The sequence below is a fragment of the Radiobacillus kanasensis genome, from assembly GCF_021049245.1.
GTDB lineage: Bacteria > Bacillota > Bacilli > Bacillales > Amphibacillaceae > Radiobacillus > Radiobacillus kanasensis.
In genome coordinates, this window is record NZ_CP088020.1 from 3,131,001 (window position 1) to 3,153,219 (window position 22,219).

General features: G+C 39.5%; 15 protein-coding genes. 6 read left to right on the forward strand and 9 right to left on the reverse strand.

The features are described 5' to 3' along the window. Positions 1-12 precede the first annotated feature (12 nt). Positions 13-1,011, forward strand: coding sequence for an inorganic phosphate transporter (locus KO561_RS16240; RefSeq protein WP_231094314.1), 999 nt, complete (start codon positions 13-15; stop codon positions 1,009-1,011). 96 nt (positions 1,012-1,107) lie between these two features. Here KO561_RS16240 and KO561_RS16245 read toward each other — a convergent pair whose 3' ends face one another. Further along, positions 1,108-3,891 (reverse strand): bifunctional diguanylate cyclase/phosphodiesterase, encoded by a 2,784-nt coding sequence (locus KO561_RS16245; protein WP_231094315.1) that lies wholly within the window; start codon positions 3,889-3,891, stop codon positions 1,108-1,110. Positions 3,892-4,087: 196 nt separating this feature from the next. Here KO561_RS16245 and KO561_RS16250 point away from each other — a divergent pair, with 196 nt between their 5' ends. Then, a complete protein-coding gene (locus KO561_RS16250) occupies positions 4,088-5,557 on the forward strand; it encodes a Na+/H+ antiporter NhaC family protein (protein WP_231094316.1) in 1,470 nt (489 codons plus the stop codon). Positions 5,558-5,639: 82 nt separating this feature from the next. On the opposite strand, the gene xylB is transcribed toward KO561_RS16250, so the two are convergent. Both xylB and xylA read right to left on the reverse strand, forming a co-directional pair. Continuing rightward, positions 5,640-7,139 (reverse strand): xylulokinase, encoded by a 1,500-nt coding sequence (gene xylB / locus KO561_RS16255; RefSeq protein WP_231094317.1) that lies wholly within the window; start codon positions 7,137-7,139, stop codon positions 5,640-5,642. A 36-nt stretch (positions 7,140-7,175) separates the two neighbouring features. Then, positions 7,176-8,501 (reverse strand): xylose isomerase, encoded by a 1,326-nt coding sequence (xylA, locus tag KO561_RS16260; RefSeq protein ID WP_231094318.1) that lies wholly within the window; start codon positions 8,499-8,501, stop codon positions 7,176-7,178. Positions 8,502-8,867: 366 nt separating this feature from the next. Between xylA and KO561_RS16265 the strand changes: the two genes are divergently transcribed. Continuing rightward, positions 8,868-9,494: a YesL family protein gene (locus tag KO561_RS16265; RefSeq protein ID WP_231094319.1), complete on the forward strand. Its 627-nt coding sequence runs from the start codon at positions 8,868-8,870 to the stop codon at positions 9,492-9,494. 569 nt (positions 9,495-10,063) lie between these two features. Here the strand turns inward: KO561_RS16265 and KO561_RS16270 are convergent. The 4 genes from KO561_RS16270 to KO561_RS16285 all read right to left on the reverse strand — a co-directional run bounded on the left by KO561_RS16270 (position 10,064) and on the right by KO561_RS16285 (position 15,286). Further along, positions 10,064-11,677 carry a glycoside hydrolase family 43 protein gene (locus KO561_RS16270; RefSeq protein WP_231094320.1) on the reverse strand — a complete coding sequence of 538 codons (1,614 nt, stop codon included), beginning with the start codon at positions 11,675-11,677 and terminating at the stop codon, positions 10,064-10,066. Between the two features lie 146 nt (positions 11,678-11,823). Then, positions 11,824-12,645: a carbohydrate ABC transporter permease gene (locus KO561_RS16275; RefSeq protein WP_231094321.1), complete on the reverse strand. Its 822-nt coding sequence runs from the start codon at positions 12,643-12,645 to the stop codon at positions 11,824-11,826. 11 nt (positions 12,646-12,656) lie between these two features. Next, on the reverse strand, positions 12,657-13,535 hold the full coding sequence (locus KO561_RS16280) for a carbohydrate ABC transporter permease (RefSeq protein WP_231094322.1): 879 nt from the start codon (positions 13,533-13,535) through the stop codon (positions 12,657-12,659). A 428-nt stretch (positions 13,536-13,963) separates the two neighbouring features. Further along, entirely contained in the window at positions 13,964-15,286 is a 1,323-nt protein-coding gene (locus tag KO561_RS16285) for an extracellular solute-binding protein (protein ID WP_231094323.1), read from the reverse strand. A gap of 487 nt (positions 15,287-15,773) precedes the next feature. Between KO561_RS16285 and KO561_RS16290 the strand changes: the two genes are divergently transcribed. Continuing rightward, complete coding sequence (locus KO561_RS16290; protein WP_231094324.1) at positions 15,774-16,967, forward strand: ROK family transcriptional regulator; 1,194 nt, start codon at positions 15,774-15,776, stop codon at positions 16,965-16,967. A gap of 294 nt (positions 16,968-17,261) precedes the next feature. Here KO561_RS16290 and KO561_RS16295 read toward each other — a convergent pair whose 3' ends face one another. Beyond that, on the reverse strand, positions 17,262-18,425 hold the full coding sequence (locus tag KO561_RS16295; RefSeq protein WP_231094325.1) for an endo-1,4-beta-xylanase: 1,164 nt from the start codon (positions 18,423-18,425) through the stop codon (positions 17,262-17,264). Positions 18,426-18,691: 266 nt separating this feature from the next. Then, a complete protein-coding gene (locus KO561_RS16300) occupies positions 18,692-19,735 on the reverse strand; it encodes a DctP family TRAP transporter solute-binding subunit (RefSeq protein WP_231094326.1) in 1,044 nt (347 codons plus the stop codon). Positions 19,736-19,835: 100 nt separating this feature from the next. Between KO561_RS16300 and KO561_RS16305 the strand changes: the two genes are divergently transcribed. Beyond that, a complete protein-coding gene (locus KO561_RS16305) occupies positions 19,836-21,446 on the forward strand; it encodes an ATP-binding protein (RefSeq protein ID WP_231097205.1) in 1,611 nt (536 codons plus the stop codon). Further along, complete coding sequence (locus KO561_RS16310; RefSeq protein ID WP_231094327.1) at positions 21,439-22,131, forward strand: response regulator; 693 nt, start codon at positions 21,439-21,441, stop codon at positions 22,129-22,131. The genes KO561_RS16305 and KO561_RS16310 overlap by 8 nt, the downstream gene beginning before the upstream one ends. Positions 22,132-22,219 lie beyond the last annotated feature (88 nt).

Here is a 22,219-nt window from a genome sequence, read left to right on the forward strand (position 1 = left end):
GAGGGAGATTCCATGGATTTTTTGCTTATCATCACCATATTAATTGTCATATTTGCCCTAGCATTTGATTTTATTAATGGATTTCACGATACCGCTAACTCAATTGCAACCTCTGTTTCCACGAAGGCTTTAACACCAAGAAGAGCTATCATCCTCGCGGCAGTTATGAACTTCATTGGAGCTTTAACTTTTACAGGGGTTGCCAAAACAATAACAAGCGGCATTGCCGACCCTTTCCAGCTTCAAAATGGATTAGCGGTTATCCTAGCTGCATTAATCTCTGCTATCTTTTGGAACCTGCTCACATGGTATTATGGAATTCCAAGTAGTTCTTCCCATGCCATCATTGGTTCCATTACGGGAGCAGTCATAGCCTCATCAGGTTTTGAGGCTATTCAATATAGTGGCTTTTTAAAAATACTGCAAGCCCTTATCTTATCTCCTATCATTGCGTTTGTTGTGGGCTTTTTATTCTATGCACTTATTCGGGTTGTTTTTCGCAATAAGAACTTGGCCAAAACGAACAAACAATTTAGACGAGTACAGATTTTAACCGCAGCATTGCAATCCTACACGCATGGAACGAATGATGCGCAGAAAGCAATGGGGATCATCACCATGGCTTTAATTGCGGCTAATCTTCATGAAACGACCGATATTCCGTTCTGGGTACAGCTTTCCTGTGCTGCCGCTATGGGATTAGGTACCTCAGTGGGGGGCTGGAGAATCATTAAAACAGTCGGTGGGAAAATCATGAAAATCCGTCCCGTTAACGGTGTTGCCGCTGATTTAACTGGTGCAGCTGTAATATTTGGGGCTACTTTTATTCATTTACCAGTCAGTACAACCCACGTTATTTCTTCTTCCATTCTAGGTGTAGGCGCCTCTCACCGCAGAAAAGGAGTAAACTGGGGAGTTGCAAAACGAATGCTGATTACATGGGTGATCACCTTGCCAATAACAGCAACGATTGCCGCTATTACTTATTTTGTAATGAGCTTGTTTATGTAAGTGGTTCACTGCTTGTAAATGGTATATGGCTTTGCAGTAGCAATTGTCAATCCGTTTTTCTCCACCAAAAGGGAGGGACCATCTTGGCCCCTCCTTTTATCCATCTGCTCGTTTCAATTTCTCCAACAAATTATCAGACCACTTATCATCCAATGGCTGACTAAATAAAAATCCTTGAAGCTTATGACAGTATTTGCCCTTTAAATACGTATGCTGCTCCTCTGTTTCAATTCCTTCCGCAACAACGGTAAGTTTAAGCTTTTCAGCAATGTCAAAGATAGCAGATAAAATGACATCGTTCGATTTTTCTTCGAGTTTGTCCATAAAGGATTTATCTATTTTCAACGTATCTACCGGTAAGCTCTCTAAGGAGTTTAAGGATGAGTAGCCAATACCAAAATCATCAATGGCTACACTCACACCAAGCGCCCTTAATCGTTTCAAAATTTGAATGACTTCTTCTTTGTTTTCAATGATAGATGATTCGGTAATCTCTAGTTCCAACCAGCTTGGATCTAAACCTGTATCCTTTAAAACATTTCTTACGTGGTCAACAATTGTGTCATTTTTCAATTGTAATGGCGACAGGTTAATAGACAAACGAACGGGATTAAACCCTTGCAGCTGCCAGTCTCTCGCCTTTTGACAAGCATTTCTCAATACCCACTCGCCTAATTCTTCGATTAACCCGACCTCCTCTGCAATCGGAATAAACGTACCTGGAGAAATATAACCTAACTTAGAATGCTCCCATCTTAGCAAGGCTTCCATGCCAACCAAGCTTCCATTCTGATTATCAATGATTGGTTGGTAATGAATCGAAAGTTCATTCCGTTTCGAGGCTTGTTGTAGATCGACCTCTAATCGGCGCTTCGTAGCAAGCACCGTTTCCATTTCGGCGGAGTAAAAACGGAATGTATTTTTCCCTTGAACCTTCGATTGATACATTGCAATATCTGCTTGTTTGACTATTGTATCGTAGGAAGACTCTCCTCCTTTAAACAAGCTAATTCCTATACTTGCTGTAATAATCACCCTGTGACCATTGTATTCATACGGTTCCGATAGACTCGCCAATATTTGTTTAGACGTATCTGCTGCAATTTGTCTACTTTCTATATGAGGCAGCAGTACAGTAAATTCATCCCCACCAAGTCGGAAAATGGCCCCTTTATCCTCAAGAGTCTGCTGAAGCCGCTCGCTTATACTTTTTAAAATGCTATCCCCTGCATCATGTCCAAACGTATCATTGATGTATTTAAAGCGATCTAAATCAAAATAGAGTAAGGCAGATAAATACTCTGTATCCCCGATATAAACTAATAAATCGTCCAATTCCTTTCTAAACATCTTACGATTCGGCATGCCTGTCAAATCATCATGATAGGCTTGAAAAAGAATTTGTTCTTCTTGATTCTTCAACTCCGTAATTTCCGTTCCTACATAAAGGACATGTGTACGATCTTCTGTCAAAGCCATTATGGGTACTTTTCCATATTGGAACCATCTCATGTTCCCTTTGTAATCAAATAGGTACTCCTCATCTCGTAGCTCCGTGTTGGAAATAAGTACCTCTCTGTTAATGTCTAGTGTACGCTCTGCACCTTTTTTATTCGGATTAAAATCTATTTCTTTTTTCCCTATTATTTCTTCTGGGGTCTTGTTAAATAGTGCAGCATACTCGTGGTTAACTAATAAGAATTCTCCATCCCAATTCATGACGTATATCGGATTCGGATTATAGTTCACAATACGATCTAGAAACTTTCGTTGTTGCTCTGAATAATTCGTTTTCGCTTGAATGTCCTCTTTCGCCACTTTAAGATGGCCAATCATATCATTAAACTTGGAAGCAACGAACCCAACCTGTGATCGATCTTCAATACCAGAAATCTGTTGGGTATAATCCCCTGCGCTGACATATTCAATCGCATCGTATAACTTTTTCATTTGCTTTCTCGTTCTGGATAGGAACAGCATAATAATGAGCAAAACTAGTAAGGCTGATCCAAAAAACATCGTTAAACCAATTGGGTAATAGGCCCGAAGTACTTCAGGTGGCGGTGAAGTCGGAACAAAGGTGACAATTCCCCATTCCATGGTCGAAATATATCGATAAAAAGCGTGTATCGATGTTCCATCGTCTAGCTTTATCGTAGTATGACCAGACTCCCTATTTAACACTAATTCTGCTATTTCAGGAAAATAGTTTGTTTGTCCAAGTCTATCGACATCTGAGACAAAAATAATCGTACCTTGCTCATCCACGATAAACGTATCATTTAGTCCTTTGGCTGCAAAAGAACTGCCTAGTATATTGTACAGTTTGTTATCACCCAAATGGATAGACAAATTGACAACTCTTTCTACCTCATCCCCATCTATAAGCGGAACAGAGATAACCAGGATACTCCTTTTCGTTCTAGCTTGTATTACATCAGAAATATAAATAGACTTCGTTTTAATCGCTTCTTGAACATAAATTCGGTTTGATAGATTTTTAACAGGGGCAATATCGGTTGGAAAGTAGCCGACAACATTCCCATTTTTATCTACGATGGTTCCCCCATCTATAAGCGGTGAAAAGTTGGAGATCCCTTCTAAATGGCGGTTAACTTGTTCAGAGGATTGCATATAGAGGTCCTTTTCATTTTGAATGCTTTTCCCTAACAGCTGCAAATCTTCCAATAACTGAGTAGAGTCCGCTTCGATATCAAAGGCAACCTCATCCATTACTTCTTCATAATGATCAATGGTATTATTCGCGATGATGATTTTGGATGTAAAAAACAACAAAGCAAAAAATCCCACCACAGATGAGAAAATGATTAAAAATGTGACCCATGTATTTTTTAGTCTCCAGTAAGATGTATATTCCATAAGATCCTCCGTCACAGTCACTATTCGACAATTATTGACATTTTTATTATAGCATGAACGAACTTCCTTTCATTCTTTTTTCGGCAACTTATCAATGAATATGAAAGGAAAATGAAAGATTTTGTGTTAAACTTTTATTGTCTCTCATAGATAGACAATAGAGAACTTTTTCATTTTATATTATAGGAGGGATTAGATGAGTTCAGAAAATCTAGATCGAGCAGTTGGAAACAAACGCATTCAACGATTAAACTTTAGAATTGGTGCATTTGGAGCAGCAGTACCACTGCTATTTTTTGTTATTTGGGCGATCACCATAAGTGTTCTGCAACTGTCCTCTGAGGTTGGACTTGTTATGGGGGCCGTACTTGGACTTGGATTAGGTCTATTCTTCTGCAAAAGCAAATGGGCTGATTACGCACAAGGTCTATTTGATGGACTAGCACAACCTATTGGCGTTATCGCTATGGTCGCATGGTTTTATGCTGGGATGTTCGCACAAATCTTACAGGTCGGTGGATTAGTGGAAGGACTAGTATGGGTTGGTGCGATTACAGGCTTAACTGGCGGGTTATTTGTTGCACTTACTTTTCTATTAGCTTCTACATTTTCAACAGCTGTTGGAACAGGATATGGAACAACGGTAGCCTTCTGTACTTTGATGTACCCTGCAGGAGTAGCAGTAGGAGCAGATCCCGTGATGATGTTTGCAGCTATTTTAGCTGGAGCGGTATTTGGGGATAATCTCGCACCTGTTTCAGATACAACCATTGTTTCCGCAGCAACTCAAGATGCGGATGTACCTGGCGTTGTGCGAAGTCGATTTAAGTATTCGATAGCAGCAGCCATCCCGACGCTAATTCTTTTTGCAATTTTCGGCGGGAGTGAAAACGCTTCACAAAATCAGTCCGCTATTTCGGATATGATGAATCAAACAAATCCATCTGGTTTATTGATGCTAATCCCGTTTGCTTTAGTTCTTTTTCTCGCATTAAAGGGACACCATCTTATCACCTCTTTATCTTGGGGAATCCTTTTAGCTGTACTAATGATTCCACTTCTAAACTTAGGAACGTTTGGCGGTATTATTCGATTTAATCCTGATTCCGACGCCATTGTAGAAGGTGCTTTAATTGACGGAGTCAGCGGCTATATGAACATGGCAATTCTTATCTTACTCATCGTCGCTTCTGCCCATCTATTAAAGTTAGGTGGTACGATGGAAGTTATTACTAGAACATTAGTAAAATGGATTAAAAATTCGGTTCGAAGAGCTGAACTAGCAATCTGGTCGATCGTTGCTCTTCTAAACAGCGCAATCACGATTAACACAGCTGCCGAAATTGCCGCGGCCCCTTTTGTTAAAGAAATTGGAGAAAAATATAAGATTCATAGCTATCGAAGAGCGAACATGCTGGATGCCGTAACCTCTGCTCTTGGATATATTTTCCCGTGGGGGGCACCAGTGTTACTCGGTTGGTCAACCATCAAAATGATGAAGGAAACCTATGAATGGCTACCAGTCGTCGATCCGACGTCTGTTTTCCCATTCGTTTTCCAAGGTTGGTTATTGGTCATCGTTATGCTCATTGCAGCCATTACGGGCTGGGGATTGCGTTACCAAGGTGAAAATGGAGAAGAGTTAAAAGAACGACCAAAAGACTGATAAGAAACAAATTGAAACGGACTGTATCTTTTTTAGACGCAGTCCGTTTCTATATATAATATGGGGGATTATATCCTAGTTACTACTTTCTAAATGCTACAAGTTGTTTATTTAGTGACTCTGTTTGTTGATACACTTGTTTATAAACCTTAAACAACTCTTGATAGATTTTCACATGCTCAGGATTGGGCTTGTAGGTTTTTGCTTCCTTCAAGAACTCTTTCGCGCAATCCTGTAAGGAGTCAAACCATCCACTGCCATATGCAGCTAACATCGCTGCTCCCATTCCTGGTCCTTGCTCGCTTGTTAACTTTATGACTTCAGCATCGAAAATATCTGCTTGCATTTGCAACCAATCTTCGTTCTTTGCTCCTCCACCAATGGAAATGATGGAATCAATAGTCTTTCCACTTTCACGGAAAATTTCAATAGATTCGTTTAAAGAAAAAGTTATACCTTCTAGTACAGAGCGAACCAAATGCTTTCTTTCATGAGAGCTATCCATGCCGATAAAGCTCGCACGAATTGTTGCGTCTGCATGGGGGGTTCTTTCCCCAACTAGATAAGGAGTAAATAATAACCCATCTGATCCAGGAGCAACCGTACTTACATCCGCAACCAACTCTTCAAACGATTCATTTTTTGCAAATACTTCTTTGAACCAAGTTAGGCTATGACCAGCTGAGAGTGTCACACCCATCGTATAATAGGCACTTTCCTCTCCATGGTTGAAGTAATGGACTTTACCTGCAAAATCTTTATCGTTATTTTCCTCATAGGAAAGGACAACACCGGATGTTCCGATACTACATAGGGATTTTCCTTCCTCTAAAATACCGGAGCCAATCGCACCACAAGCATTATCTGCTCCACCAGCAAATACTTTCGTTTCAGAGGATAAGCCTGTTATGGAGGCAATCTCAGAAGTCACTGTACCAACCAGCTCATGGGAAGCTACTAATGGTGGACAAAGAGCGATGTCAACTTCTAGTCGCTCACAAATTTCTTTGCTCCACTCTTTTTTTGCGATATCTAGCATAAGAGTTCCTGCAGCATCGGAATACTCCATATGCAAGGCACCTGTAAGTTTTAAACGAAGGTAATCCTTTGGCAATACAAAGCTTGCCGCCTTTTGATAAAGTTCTGGCTCATACTGTTTAACCCATAAAATCTTAGGTAAAGTAAAGCCTTCGAGTGCTGGATTTTTCGTAATCTCTAGCAATTGCTCTTCCCCAACAGAATCGTAAATTTGACTACATTGCTCCGTTGTTCTCGTGTCGTTCCAAAGAATCGCATTGCGAAGAGGCTCTTGCTTTTCATCCAATAAAACAAGACCATGCATTTGTCCAGAAAAACTAATACCTTGTATGTCCTCTATATTTCCTGTAAAGGATTGAACGAGATCAGACAGCCCTGCAACTGTCTGATCCACCCAATCCTGGGGGGCCTGTTCACTATACCCTGTTTTTTCTTGGATAAGAGGATAGGGCTTCGATACCTCTTGAACGACGGAACCTGTTTGGTCAACAAGAAGAATCTTCACCGCACTTGTTCCTAGGTCCACTCCAATAACGTATTTCATACTTTTCATCCTCTCTCTGACGAGAAGTTAAGGGAATTATTCACCCGCATAAGTTTGAAGTAAATATTGGTTGATCGTCGCTTTAATGCTTTCTAGACGACCGGATTGGTGCTTAATTTCAGTCAAGCCTAGCGCATGCTCTTCTAGCTTGCGGAAGTCTGTTTTTCCTTCTACGATATCTTTTCCGATACCTTCTGTGTAGCTCTTATAGCGATTTTCAACAACACCATCTAGAACGTTGTCATCGATTAATTTTTGTGCAATTTTATATCCAACCGCAAAGCTATCCATACCAGCAATATGTGCGTGGAATAAATCTTCTGGCTCGAAGGATCCTCTTCTTACCTTAGCATCGAAGTTTAGACCACCTTTACCTAATCCACCGTTTTTAATAATTTCATACATCGCTAAAGTAGTAGAGTAAAGATCAGTAGGGAATTCATCAGTATCCCAGCCAAGTAATGGGTCTCCTTGGTTCGCATCAACGGAACCAAGCATACCGTTCACACGTGCATAACGAAGCTCATGCTCGAACGTATGACCAGCAAGTGTAGCATGGTTTGCTTCAATATTAAATTTGAAATGATCTTGCAAGCCATAGTGTTGTAAGAAAGCATAGCCAGTTGCTACATCAAAGTCGTATTGGTGAGTGGTCGGCTCTTTAGGTTTAGGCTCGATTAAGAATTGAGCATCGAAGCCGATTTCTTTAGCATAGTCTACAGCCATATGGAAGAAACGGCCAAGGTTATCCATTTCTAACTTCATATCTGTATTAAGTAACGTTTCATAACCTTCACGGCCACCCCAGAATACGTAGCTTTCTCCACCTAGTTCTTTACCGATTTCCAATCCTTTTTTCACTTTTGCAGCAGAGTATGCGAATACATCTGCATTACTAGACGATGCTGCACCGTGTAAGAAGCGAGGATTTGTAAAATTGTTGGCTGTATTCCAAAGCAACTTCACTTTGCTATCTTTCATGTAATCTTTAATCATGGCAACAATCGTATCAAGATTTTGATAGGTTTCTTTTAAGCTATCCCCTTCTGGTGCGATATCAACATCGTGGAAACAGAAATAAGGAACACCCAGTTTATCAAAAAACTCGAACGCTGCTTCTACTCGTGCTTTAGCTAGATCCAAACCTTTGTATTTGTCCCATGGACGAATCGCTGTACCTGTACCGAATGGATCCGACAAATCTTCCGTAAACGTGTGCCAATAAGCCACGCCAAAACGTAGGAATTCCTCCATCGTTTTTCCACCGATTTTTTCTTCTGGATTATAGAACTTAAATGCGTATGGATTTGTTGATTTGGCACCTTCATAATTGATTTTGCCAATAGTAGGGAAATAACTCATTTTGTAACCTCCTAATGTATTAGATCACGCTTTATGAAGCGTTTACATACCAATTCCAAAAATGTTCCACTTAGGTATGTAACATAACTTTTATTGTAAATGCTTTCATGACCTAATTATACCAATCTTATATTAGTTTGTCTATTACATAAACAAAGTTTATGATAAACTTATCGGGACAGGAATTTGGACAAATAGTGTGGAGGCTTTATAATAAAAATCGTTAGATTGAACAAAAGCAGGAACGCCTTTGTAGCAACGCTTCACTAAATTCCAGGTGCAAGAGTTGGACTTGACCTTTTCTTGTTCACAGTACCCGGAGTCTTTTTAATATTCGATGTAACAACAAAATGAGGAGGAGTATTCATGAATCCTGCAGGCGGTGTCCTCTATAGAATACTAGAATGGATCACAAGGTTTGCCTACCTACATATATTATGGTTTCTATTTACATGTCTTGGTGGAATTATATTAGGACTCTTTCCTGCAACCATCACAAGCTTCGGCATCATTCGGAAGTGGCTACAAGGAAATAGTGACCTTCCTCTCTTCCAAACGTTTTGGACCTTCTATAAGAAAGAGTTTTTAAAAAGTAATCTTTTAGGATTATTTATCGTAGTGGTGTCCGGCGTCATAGTCTTTAATCTCATATTCCTGCAATTAAACATTAGCGAGATGCTTCAGCTTAGTTCGATTCCATTTCTGGTAGGTTTAGTTGTATTTTTACTGTTTGTTTTTTATATTTTCCCAGCTTATGTTCACTTTGACGTATCTCTCTGGCAGAACATGAAAAATGCCTTTCTCATCATGCTCATCAGTCCTTTTCACAGTCTCATGATGATCATATGTTTAGGCTCCCTATACTTTGTGTATGATGCTGTCCCAGCTCTTGCCTTTATATGCGGTAGTAGTACGTATGCATTTATTTCTATGTGGCTTGCCAATGATGCTTTTCAGCGCATTGCTAAAAAGCAAAAGACAGTGCAAAGTTAAAAAATTTGCTCCCAAATTAAATAAGCAGTCTTGCAAATATTGAATGATTAACACATAAAAAGGCGAACGTAAGAGTTATAATTGGACTAGATTGTATGCGGGTGGAATGGTTAAACCTCTGTGGAGAACGGGGGTGGCCATATGTCTGAAGTACAGATTGTGATTACAACAGGAATATTCATCGTAGCCTCTTTGTGAATCTAATCGTCGTGCCAATAGACAAAATCAACAAAAAATAATCCACCCGTTTTTGTCTGTACGGACGAAGGGTGGATTATCATTCACTACGTTCCACAGCGACCGTGCCTACTGCGGATATACTGTCGAATAGCTGAAGCGTTCCCGCGCTTCGGCTTTCTTAATATATGTTTTATTAAATTAATTATAATGGATTATAGTATTTTTTGCAAAATGTAGTAAGTGAAGGTATTTCGTAGCGAAAATCGATTGATCTACCTCTAATTGCTTAGCAATGTGTGAAGAGTCTTCTCGATTAAGAACGATGGAAAGCATTAAATAGTGGTTGTCCTCCCTACTATTTAATGCTTTTATTTTAGTTAAAACGATTTTTAATTGTTTTCTGCTTTGTACACGAAGTAATCAAAATCAGCGTGCTTGTGCTCTCCGGAAGTATCCTGACATTGCATCCCTACGAAAGCACCTGTAAAGAATCCGCCACCTTGAATATAGTCATCGGAAAGTTTGTAGGATTCAAACACGACTGGGATCGTCTCCCATTTATCTCCATCGAAGGAATAAGAATATTGGTACGTATTCGTTTTTACTTCTACACGCAAGTACACATACTCCACTTCATCAGGAACAACAATTTCTTTCCCGACTAATGGTTGATCGAACGTAAAGTTGTCACACGTCATCAGTTCCAAAATGCGTCCTTTTTCTTCATGCCAAGAAACTTGAAGAGATGTCCAGTTTTGCGTGTTATAGTAATTAACTAACCCAGCAGATTGCTGGAATGTTTCAGGTTGAAAAGCAACTTTCGTCTCCGCTGTAAAGTTAAAATGCTGCCAACGACGAGCTACATAAGCTTGGGTAAACTTCGAAGTAAGCGACTCTTTCCCATATAAACGTAAGTGACCAGGGTTATCTTTTAAGGAAATCGTGTCCTCCCCAAGCGGAATTCTTAACGTTTGGAAGTTCAGGTTTAAGGTTTCTGAATCAAAATCATCTTTTTCTGGGTAATCCTCTTCCCATACAACTTCTTCAATAGCTGGTCCTTCCACTTCTACAGACGGTTGATTTCCACCCACCACATACGGCCAGTCATTTCTCCACTCTAATCGTTGGATTGCTGTTTCACGGCCTAAAGGACAGAATCCTCTTGGATCTAACAATGGTTGCCCGTCTCTTGGTAATGGACGACCAGTTAAATGAACGAGGAACCACTCATCTGTATGAGTTTGCACGATGGAAGAATGCCCCGCTTTTTGTAAAGGATTTCTCGGATATGGCATTGATGTAATTAACGGATTTTCTGGATGTACTTCATATGATCCCCATAAATCTTTGGAACGAGCAATCGTTGATTGGTGATCATATTTCGTACCACCTTCAGCTGTTAGCAGATAATAGTAGCCATTCAGTTTATAAAGGTGTGGTGCTTCTGTTAGCATAACATCTGTTCCTTTAAAAATGACTTTCTTTTCCCCTACCAATTTTTCTTGCTCTACACTATACTCTTGCAGGACAATGCCATAGAAACTGTGATTTGTTATACGGTGATCCCAAACCATATTGACAAAGTACTTCTTGCCATCATCGTCATGGAATAAGGATGGGTCAAATCCTGAGCTATTCATATGGATAGGCTCGGACCACTCTCCATCAATCGTGTCACAAGTAACGAGATAGTTATGGCAATCCTTCCAGCGACCATCGGTTACTTTTACATCTGTATAGATCAGCCAAAACTTCCCATCGCTATAGGAAAGCGCAGGCGCCCAAATTCCACCCGAATCGGGATTTCCCATCATATTTAATTGGCTTAATCGATTTAGAGGGCGAGAAATAAGACGCCAGTTTTTTAGATCCTTCGAATGATAAATACCTACACCTGGGAACCACTCAAAGGTTGATACCGCAATATAATAATCTTCACCTGCTCTACAAATACTTGGATCTGGGTTGAATCCCGTTAAAATTGGATTTTGAATCGTTGCCATTCTTCTCATCCTTTCCATAATAGAGGTTTTTCAAAGTTATTAAGTTTAGCCGTTGGTATGTAAGCGATATCTTTGATTAGAAAGAAGAACGGCATCCGCTTTATTGTATGCGAATGCCGTAGACATATCTAGCTGCCTTAGATGGATTATCCCTTAACAGCGCTCGCAGAAATACCTTCGACAATTTTATTACTAAAGAATAAAAATGCAACTAAAATTGGTAGGATACTGATTACTAGAGTAGCACCAATTGCACCCCAGTCTGTCATATACTGCCCAATAAAGTTCTGAATCCCAACCGTTAATGTTTTGAATTCATCTGAACTGATGAACGTATTCACAAAAACAAATTCATTCCAGTTATAAATCATATTAATGATAACCGTTGTCGACATTACTGGTATGGTCATCGGAAGTATAATACGGAAGAACAAGCGGTTAATAGAACAGCCGTCAATAATCGCCGCTTCCTCAATCTCTTTCGGTAACGTGTAATAGAAACCGAGTAAGATCATCATCGTTATCGGTAAATTATAAGCTGTGTACGTAATGATAATCGATAATGGATTGTCGATTAAGTTCACCGTTAAGAACATTTTAAACAATGGAATTAGGGCAGAGTGTATAGGAATCATAAGCCCGACCATAAACAATCCTAAGACAAATGAACTTAGCTTCCATTTCATTCTTGTAATCGCAAAGGTAGCCATACTAGCTAGTAGCACAGTAAGAATAATGGCAACCAACGTATACCAAACACTATTAAAGAAATAAACGGCGATGTCTCCTTGCCAAACCTTTACATAGTTTTCCCACTTTAACTCCTCCGGTAAGGAAAGCGGAGGTGAAGCAAAAATCTCTCTGCTGTCCTTCAAGGAAAAGATCACGAGCCATACAAGAGGGAAAATCTGAAACACCGCTACAAGTCCGAGACAAACATATAAAATGGAGTAACCTAATTTATTCATCCTATTCCCTCCTAGTACTGAATTTCTTCATCAGTTGCAGTTAGTTTACGGATTAAAACGGTAACAATTAAGGTGATAATAAGAAGCAAGAACCCTATTGCACTACCATATCCAAAGTCATACGTTGCAAAGGCAAGTTTATACATGTACGAGGCCATAACCTCACTGGCACCACTTGGTCCTCCACCTGTCATTACATAAATTAAATCGAAGTACTTTAATGAACCTACAATGGCTAAAACAATGGTTACTTTTATGACACCCATTATAAGGGGTGCTTTAATTTTATAGGCAATTTGGAAGGCAGAAGCCCCATCAATCTTAGCTGCTTCAATGAGTGAATCTGGTATGTTCTTTAAAGCAGCATAGTAAATCAAAATATAGAAACCTGCATATTGCCAAAGAATCGGAACAAAAATGGCGAATAGTACAATTTTCGGATCCCCTAACCAAACTGGTGGGTTATCAATTCCAAAGAAACCAAGAACACTGTTTAAAATACCGTTTGCTGGGTTATACACTTTAATCCAAAGCTGAGCAATAGCTACGGAAGAAAGCAACATTGGAATTAAATAGATTTTACGCAGTAAATCTGCACCTTTAATTTTAGATGCTAAAATAAGAGAAATAGCTAAATAGATAATTAGACTTAATGCTGAAAATATAGCTAGCAAAAACGAGTGATACGCACTTTCCCAAAACTTCGTATCCTGAAGGGCTGTGATATAGTTTTCTAATCCTATGAATTCCATAGCCCCAATACCGTCCCACTTCATAAGGCCATAATAACCAGTAAGTGCTAGTGGGATATAAATGAGTATGGCAATAAGAATAAGTGCAGGTAAGGTGTAAAGTGCGATCATCAGCTTATTGGACATCACTTTATTCATATCATTTCATCTCCAAATCGTTTGTTGCGCTACAAAGGAAGTAGATTCCTTTTTCGCACGGAATAAGTATTTATAGAAAAATTATAAACCTATCATCAAAGAGTATTAGTTGTAACCGTTTTCTTTTTATAGACTATCAACCCCTTGATAATAAGTTCATCCCTAATATCTTAAATTTAGAATATCAAATAACACCTCGTTTGTCTAGTCGATAAACTAAGTTTTATAACAAAAATTTATACGCTTTCATGATAGAAAAGCTACGGAGACTACTTTGTCCTTTTAAAAAAGAAACGGAACGATTTATTTTCTCTGTATCCTTTTTACTATATCGAGAAGATCATGGAACAGACTAATTTATAGATTTTCTTACAGAAAAAAGGATAACCCTCTTGTTTCAGGGTTATCCTTCTTTTGTTTTCCAAATCTTATTCTTCTGCAGCTAATGCTTCTTCTTGAACTTTCGCGAACTCTTCTGGTGTCATCTCTCCACCGAATAGAGTTTGGATAGCATCCAAGTGAACTTGAGCTACTTCAGGGCTCATTTGAACGTCAGCAAACAAAGTAATGTTTGTTGCGTTGTTTAGTTCATCAAGTACATCAATGTACATTTGTGGAAGTTCCACTGCTGAAGTATCTACTTTCGTAGCCGGGATTACACCAGCTTCTGTTACAGCTTGTTGTCCCCATTGCTCTACGAAGAATTTAGTGAAGTCTTTTGCTTCTTCTTTTACGTCAGAGTTTTCTGCTACGAATAAACCAACACCAGGTCCACCAACCCAGCTGTTCAAGTCTCCTTGACCATCTACAGTAGGGAAGTTAAAGAATCCTACAGAATCTCTGAACTCTTGTGGAACGTCCGTATTTGTTGTGTAGTTAGGTAAATCCCAAGATCCGATTAGATACATTGCTGCTTGACCATTCATGAACAAGCTTTTTGCTTCTTGGTCAGATAAAGCGTTGTACCCTTCGTTAAAGGCACCTAAATCTACTAAAGTTTGAATTTCTTCTGCTGCTTTTACTAGAGCAGGATCTTCAAAGGAACCAGAACGGTCTATTGCTTTTGTTAATGTTTCAGCACCACCGATACGATCCGCTAAGTACATATACCATAGAGAACCAGTCCAACGGTCTTTGTTACCAAGAGCAATTGGTTCTACACCGTTCTCTTTTAATGTAGTAACTACATTTTTGAAGTCTTCATACGTTTTCGGTACTTCTAGTCCATTTTCTTCAAAGATAGCTTTGTTATAGAAAATTGGAGCAATGTTTAACTCAAGTGGAAGACCGTACGTATTACCATCGATTGCATAAGCTTCTGTTGTTCCAGAAACGAATTTATCTTGTAGTCCACCTTCTAACACATCATTTAATGGAGCAAATAGATTTCCATCTACATATGGAGTTAAGAAACCTGCGGCCCAAGTCATCCCAACGTCTGGAAGTTTACCAGAAGAAGATAGAACTTTTAGCTTCTCTTTGTATTGCTCGTTTCCTAGAATCTCTAATTCTACTTTTACATCTGGGTTGTCAGATTCATATTGGTCTACAATCTTATTAACGATTTCAAAGTGGTCTTTAGAGCTTCCTTCTGGCCATAAGTGCATGAATTCAATTGTTTTCTTATCACCGCTGTCACCGCTATCATCAGATGCTCCCTCTTCATCTCCACCACCGGAACAACCTGCTAGCACTAGCAATACTGCAGCTAACATAGAAAACCAAAGCGCTACTGTTTTCTTTTTCAACATACTCATTAAACCCCCTTAGGTTTTGAAAGCGCTAAATGAAAACGCTTTAATGTTTATTTCTTTTATAGAATAGCAAATAATTTCATGTTTGTCTACTGGACAAACAAAGTTTATAATATAAATTATATTAAAAAAGTCTTGTGAGGATTGGCATGCTTTTCCCTAGAAGGAATACGTTTACCCATATGAATCTAGGAAAAGAGTGCTATAATGGTGATAAAAATTTATTATTCATCATTTATAAAATCACAAAATCCTCCTAACTTTTTAAATAGTAAGTTGTAACTTCAAAGAAGTCTCTTCCCCGTTTTATAGGAGGAAATTCTATTCGAATGAGTGTTCTAATACTCAGGATAGAATACGTTAAAGAGTTCAAAGTGATCATAACCGGACTTTTTGAGTATCTTATTTATGGTGTAAATGAAATCGATTGCAATTTAAGGAACAACTCAACTAAATGATGAAAGCAGAGGAGAACGTGATGAACATGGAGATGAATCAGACGTGGAATCAATACGTCGTAAAAAAAGGAAACAAGTCAATTGTGTTAGAAAAAATTATCGAGTCCTCCCCTATTTCGCGTGCAGATATCGCACAGCAAACAGGGTTAAATAAAGGAACTGTTTCTTCCTTGGTAAGTGAACTGTTGGATGAACAACTCATTTATGAATCTGGCCCAGGAGAATCTAGTGGTGGTAGAAGGCCGGTTATGTTGCTGTTTAATCAGGTTGCTGGATATTCAATTGGGATTGACCTTGGTGTAAACTATCTACTTGGAATACTAGTGGATTTACAAGGAAATATTGTTACCGAGACGAAAATCAACTATAACCAATTAACCTATCAGGAAATAGAAAGTAAGCTTTTTGAAGTGGTCGATCAATTGACCGCATCCGCACCACCCAGTCCTTATGGGATCGTCGGCATCGGTGTTGGAGTACCAGGTACTGTAAACAACCATGGAGAAGTGATGCTTGCCCCTAACTTAGGTTGGAAAAATGTTCACTTAAAATCAATCCTAGAAAGAAAATACGATATTCCTATCACAATCGTGAACGAAGCGAATGCCGGTGCTTATGGCGAGAAGCGATTCGGCGCTGGGCTCAAATACGATAACATTGTCTATATTAGTGCGGGTATAGGGATTGGTGTTGGCTTAATATTAGATGGAAAGCTTTATACTGGAAGCCAAGGCTTTTCCGGAGAGCTTGGACACATGACCATCCAAGTGGACGGGAAAAAATGTCGTTGCGGAAACGAAGGCTGCTGGGAATTGTATGCTTCGGAGCAAGCATTATTGAATCAAGCAAAGGAACTAGGCTTGACCGATGGGAAAGAGTGTCAGCTAGACGACTTAATAGAGCTAGCTAAAGATGGAGACAAACAAGCCATTGAATTATTCCAAAAAGTTGGAGATTACCTAGGAGTGGGAATTAATAACGTTATTAATATCTTCAATCCAGAGCAAATCGTGATTGGCAATCAATTAGCCGCTACGAAGGAATGGATCCTAGATCCGCTTAACGAACGAATAACAATTAATACACTTTGGTATCAGCAAAATGGCATTGATATTCATTTTTCCAAACTTGGTATCTACCCTGCGGCATTGGGAGTATCAGCGTTATCATCCGAAAATTTTCTTAATGTTGATTTGGAGAAAAAAGCAATAGAAGTTTAATGTTTAGGTGTGAGAGCGCAGGCCGTGTATGGCCTGCGTTTTTTGTTGGTGGTCTTGGGTGTGGTCGGAATTTTATTGGCGCTCACGGGCTGGATATTGGCGCTCGGACCTCTTTTTCCGGCGCTTCCACTTTTTCCGGCGTTCCGAGGCCAGATTCCGGCGTTTTTTCTCTTTTTCCGGCGGTCTGCCTGATATTCCGGCGCTCAGACCACATTTTCCGGCGATCCACCCGCCCCAAATACCCAGAACCAACAAAAATGCTGTCCCCCCAAAAGGGAAACAGCATTCCTCCAATCAATCTAACATATCCACGATACCCCAGTATGCAGGCTTCACGTTGTAGTAAGGATCAAATGGCATCGGAGCGTCTTTACCAGGTACCTCTTGATCATCAAATCGGTCATCTAACCAAGTCTTATCATCCGCAACTCCCCACAAAGTAACGTTACTGATTTGATCATCCATTTCTTCGAAAAGATCAAATAGCTCTTCGTAACGTTGGCCTTGTAAATTTAGAATTTCTTGAGGGATTTCTTCGTAAGACTTGTACTCGCCAGATGGCGGATATGGATAAACACTCATGTCCAGTTCTGTGATTTGGTTATCTAGACCAAGACCTGAGAATAATTCGATTGATTCACGGATAGAATCAATGCTTGGCCAGTCTACATTAATATGGGTTTGATGCCCCACTCCATCGATTGGAACACCTTGATCCAATAATTCTTTTACTAGATCATATAAGTATTCTCTCTTCGGCGACTCATTTGTATTGTAGTCATTGATGTAAAGCATGGCATCTTCGCCGGCGAATTTTCTAGTTGTTTCAAAGGCCACTTTAATATAGTCTGTTCCCGTGATTTGATACCATTTCGATTCACGAAGCCCTCTGTCATTGGACGCATATGGATCAATTACTTCATTGACAACATCCCACGCATCGACTTCATCTCGGTATCTTTTGACAACCTTTTTAATATGCTTTTCTAATCTTTTAAGTAACAACTTTTTGTTCTTTTCACGTTGCTTAGGGTCCGTTTCATCCACCATTTCGTTCCCTTTTTTGTCCTTGAAGAACCAATCTGGTACTTGATTATGCCAAACTAATGTATGAAAGCGTAAATCCATATCGTGCTCTTCGGCGAATTCTACGATTTTGTCTGCCGGTTCCCAGTTAAACTTGCCTTCCTCTGGTTGTAAGGAAATAGGTTTCATGACGTTTTCGGCCACGATACTGTTATAGTGTTTTTTGACTATTTCCCCTTCTACTCCTTCCAGTTGCTCAGGCTCTACCGCTACCCCAACCGGAAAAGAATCCTCATAAAAAGAATGAATAGACGGAACCTCTAGTGCACTTATCGGTTCCTCCTGTGCTGAAACAGGATTCATGCCAACGGGTACCAATAAACTTAATGCTAATCCTGTTACAAGTGATTTTTTCAACTTTCCTTTTGCCATCTCTCCATCTCCCATCCCTTGTTTATTTGTAAGGGCTTTCAAAATCCTCCCTTAAAAAGTAAAGGACTGCTTGTCACCCTTGTGCAAAGAAGTATAACAGCTCGAACTTCATATATCCATTGAACAAACTAACTTTTTAGGCCAATTATGCAAAATGATAAAATCGTAGCAGGAATATTTACAGATTGGGCGTGAAAATAGTCGGAGAAAGCTTTCCTTACTTAGGTAAAAGGAATTATAAAAGGAATGGGTGCTCCCCCATTCCCCTACTCGGTAATTCCTGGAACTCGCTCCAGCCAATCCTTACCAATAATCGGTTCAAATTCCTCGTAAACGATGCTTAGTTCATTTAACCATTCTCGTTTCTCTTTATCGGTTAATTCATGTACTTTAATGTCCGATTTTTCCTCGATTTTTTGTAAAGCTTGATCATTCATTTTCACAGCTTGCTCGAGGTTCCAAGCTGTAACTTCCGTCATTGATTCTTGAATGGCTTTCTGGATATCAGAACTAAGATTGTCCCAAAACGGGCGATTCATCAAAACAATATAGCTGAGTAGCCCATGATTACTAATGGTTAGATGATCCTGTACTTCATAAAACTTTTTTGAATAAATATTAGATAACGTATTTTCTTGTCCTGTAATCGTGCCGTTCTCTAAATTGCGGTATGTGAGATTAAAGACAATTTCCTCCGTATCCACATCCAGTGCTTGAAATTGAGATTCGATAGCCTTACCAGGCATAACACGAAATACTTGGTCCTCAAAATCTTCCGTTTTCACCAGTGGGCGCAAACCGCTCGTAACTTGTTTAAACCCGTTATTCCAAAAGGCCATACCAATGACGTTATCTGTTTTCGACGCTTCTAATAAATCCTGGCCGAGATCGCCTGTCAAAGCTTGATTGACTGCCTCATTTGTAGGAAAGGCAAACGGTAAATCTAGTAAATTTAATTCCGGAAAAAGCTGTGATACCTTCGTGGTTGCAGGTGCAATCATCTGGATGGATCCTCGTTCCAATGCATCCAATTCGTCCAAATCAGAGTATAGACTCCCATTTGGAAAAACTTCTACCTTTACCTTGTTGTTCGTCTTTTGTTCCACCAAATCAGCAAAACGCTGTGCCGCCAGACCTTTCGGCGTATTCTCCGCTACCACATGACTGATTTTGATGACAATTTGATCATTTAATCCATTCTGTTCATCATCATATACAACATGTCTTTCCTGGGATTGAATATGATATACCAATACAAATGGTAATCCTATTACGAGGACAAGAGAAGCAATCCACATCAAAACTTTCATTCCGAGCACCTCAAAATGATAATATTCTGAATTTATTGTATCATAAAGATAAGGGGAAACGGTTAGAACCCCTCTGAAAGGATACAAGCCATTGTTTAAAATGAAACCGCTGCCAATAAAAATAAAAATTACGATTCTCTCCTTTGGGATTGTTCTTTTTTCCCTTTTACTAGGTGGCATATTTGTCATCGGAGAAATTGAAAGTGTCCAAGAAGAAGAAACAGAAAAAAGAACGATGATAACGGCACGTACGGTTGCACAGGTTCCCGAAATCCAAAACTACATTACCGAACCAGAGGGTTGGGAAGTCATTAACCCTATCGCCGAACGGATTCGGATTATTAATAACGCCGATTATGTTGTGGTATTAAATATGCAACGCGTTCGCTACTCCCACCCCATCAGGTCGAGGCTAGGTACGCATTCGACCGGCGAAGACGAAGGTGCTGCTTTTGCAGAACATACTTATACCTCCCTTGCCAAAGGTGAAGCTGGAATAGCGATACGCGCATTCGTTCCAATATTAAATGAAAATCATGAACAAATTGGGGTAGTCATAGCTGGAAATATACTCCCCAGCCTATGGGATTTGCTTAACAATATTAAAGGCGAAGTTGCCCTTATCATGCTCTTTACGTTAAGCTTCGGATTTATCGGTTCCTCTTTATTAGCTCGTCATATAATAGGACAAATGTATAAGCTGGAGCCACATGAAATTGTGAGAATGCTAGTGGAACGAACCGCTACATTTAATGCAATGCGTGAAGGTGTCATTGCGATAGATAAAGAAGAACGGATTACTGTTTTTAATGAAAATGCGAAAAAAATGCTCGGAGTAGCAGACCCCGTAATAGGCAGAGCTATTCGGGAAGTTATTAGTGATACACGTTTACCGGAAATTTTATATGATGAAATCCCTGTCTATAACCAAGAGGTTCGTGTAAGTAATACAAACATTATGAGCAACCGAATTCCGATAGCAGTACATGGAGAAAAAGTTGGAGCTGTAGCCATATTCCAAGATCGTACGGAAGTGACAAAACTTGCAGAAGAATTAACAGGGGTTAAGGCATTCGTCGAAGCACTTCGCGTCCAAAACCATGAACATATGAATAAGCTTCACACCATTGCAGGTCTCATCCAACTAGATAATCATGAAGAGGCGCTAAATTTCGTTTTCCAAACGACGGAAGAACAAAAAGAGCTCACAAGTAGATTGAGTGAAAATATAGTAGGAGACAGCATTACGGGGCTACTACTTAGTAAAGTCAGTCGTGGAAAAGAATTGGGCATACATGTAGAGGTTGATTCTAGCGTTACATTAGATGCATACCCAGCCAATCTCGATCAACATGATTTTGTCCATCTTATTGGAAATCTCATAGAAAATGCGTTTACAGCCTTACAACATCTTGATCGGGAAAAACGAGTCTTTGTTTCTATCCAGCAAGATCAAGAGGCTTGTAGACTTATAGTAGAAGACAATGGAAATGGCATTCGGCATGAGCATAAACAAAGAATTTTTCAGCAAGGGTTTTCTACAAAAAAAGAAGCGGGACACGGGGTTGGCCTGTACCTCGTTCATAATATCGTAGAAAAAGGAAGCGGGGATATACACGTTGATTCCACGGTAGAAGAAGGAACGAGCTTTGAAATCATTTTCCCTATGAATGGGCAAGAGAATAGGATAAGGAGGGCGCAAAATGAGTGATGGGATTCGAGTCTTGTTAATTGAAGATGATCCAATGGTGCAGGAGGTCAACCGCCAATTTATCAATCGTGTCGATGACTTTCACGTCATTGATACAGCACCGAACGGAAAAGAAGGATTCGAGAAGGTACTTCATGTAAATCCTGACCTCGTTCTTTTGGATGTGTACATGCCAAGCCAAGATGGAGTGGAACTCCTACATCAGTTACGGAAAAATAATATTCAAGTGGACGTCATTGCTGTTACTGCAGCTCGAGACAAAAAAACGATTCAGACCATTCTCCAGTACGGTGCAAGAGATTACATCATTAAACCTTTTAAATTTGATCGAATGAAGCAAGCTTTAGAAAAATATAAACGGTACAGGGAAGAGCTAAAGGATAAAGAAACCTTTTCTCAACAACAACTCGATCAGCTTCTCAATGGAATTCAAGCGGAAGCTTCAACAAAATCAACAACTATAGAGCTACCAAAAGGGTTGAACCCCTCTACCCTTCAAGATATTATAAGTTTTTTAAAACAACAGCAAACTCCCCTCTCTGCCGGCGAAATTGCCGAAAGTATTGGGGTCGCAAGAGTAACAGCTCGTAGATATTTAGAATTCCTGAAAGAAACAGAACAAATTGAGCTATCTATGAGTTATGGAACTGTCGGAAGACCTGTAAATCGTTATGTTCATAAATGATCTTTTTGTTCATTTTGTTCCATATTAGATGAAAGAATCATCTTTTCAGATGGGTTCTTTTTTATTCCTACTCCATGGATAAACAGCA

What these genes read in the sequence shown, in the direction of transcription:
- KO561_RS16240 (WP_231094314.1), top strand. Translation starts at nt 13, where the DNA reads ATGGATTTTTTGCTTATCATCACCATATTAATTGTCATATTTGCCCTA.
- KO561_RS16245 (WP_231094315.1), bottom strand. Translation starts at nt 3,891, where the DNA reads ATGGAATATACATCTTACTGGAGACTAAAAAATACATGGGTCACATTT.
- KO561_RS16250 (WP_231094316.1), top strand. Translation starts at nt 4,088, where the DNA reads ATGAGTTCAGAAAATCTAGATCGAGCAGTTGGAAACAAACGCATTCAA.
- xylB (WP_231094317.1), bottom strand. Translation starts at nt 7,139, where the DNA reads ATGAAATACGTTATTGGAGTGGACCTAGGAACAAGTGCGGTGAAGATT.
- xylA (WP_231094318.1), bottom strand. Translation starts at nt 8,501, where the DNA reads ATGAGTTATTTCCCTACTATTGGCAAAATCAATTATGAAGGTGCCAAA.
- KO561_RS16265 (WP_231094319.1), top strand. Translation starts at nt 8,868, where the DNA reads ATGAATCCTGCAGGCGGTGTCCTCTATAGAATACTAGAATGGATCACA.
- KO561_RS16270 (WP_231094320.1), bottom strand. Translation starts at nt 11,677, where the DNA reads ATGGCAACGATTCAAAATCCAATTTTAACGGGATTCAACCCAGATCCA.
- KO561_RS16275 (WP_231094321.1), bottom strand. Translation starts at nt 12,645, where the DNA reads ATGAATAAATTAGGTTACTCCATTTTATATGTTTGTCTCGGACTTGTA.
- KO561_RS16280 (WP_231094322.1), bottom strand. Translation starts at nt 13,535, where the DNA reads ATGAATAAAGTGATGTCCAATAAGCTGATGATCGCACTTTACACCTTA.
- KO561_RS16285 (WP_231094323.1), bottom strand. Translation starts at nt 15,286, where the DNA reads ATGTTGAAAAAGAAAACAGTAGCGCTTTGGTTTTCTATGTTAGCTGCA.
- KO561_RS16290 (WP_231094324.1), top strand. Translation starts at nt 15,774, where the DNA reads ATGGAGATGAATCAGACGTGGAATCAATACGTCGTAAAAAAAGGAAAC.
- KO561_RS16295 (WP_231094325.1), bottom strand. Translation starts at nt 18,425, where the DNA reads ATGGCAAAAGGAAAGTTGAAAAAATCACTTGTAACAGGATTAGCATTA.
- KO561_RS16300 (WP_231094326.1), bottom strand. Translation starts at nt 19,735, where the DNA reads ATGAAAGTTTTGATGTGGATTGCTTCTCTTGTCCTCGTAATAGGATTA.
- KO561_RS16305 (WP_231097205.1), top strand. Translation starts at nt 19,836, where the DNA reads ATGAAACCGCTGCCAATAAAAATAAAAATTACGATTCTCTCCTTTGGG.
- KO561_RS16310 (WP_231094327.1), top strand. Translation starts at nt 21,439, where the DNA reads ATGAGTGATGGGATTCGAGTCTTGTTAATTGAAGATGATCCAATGGTG.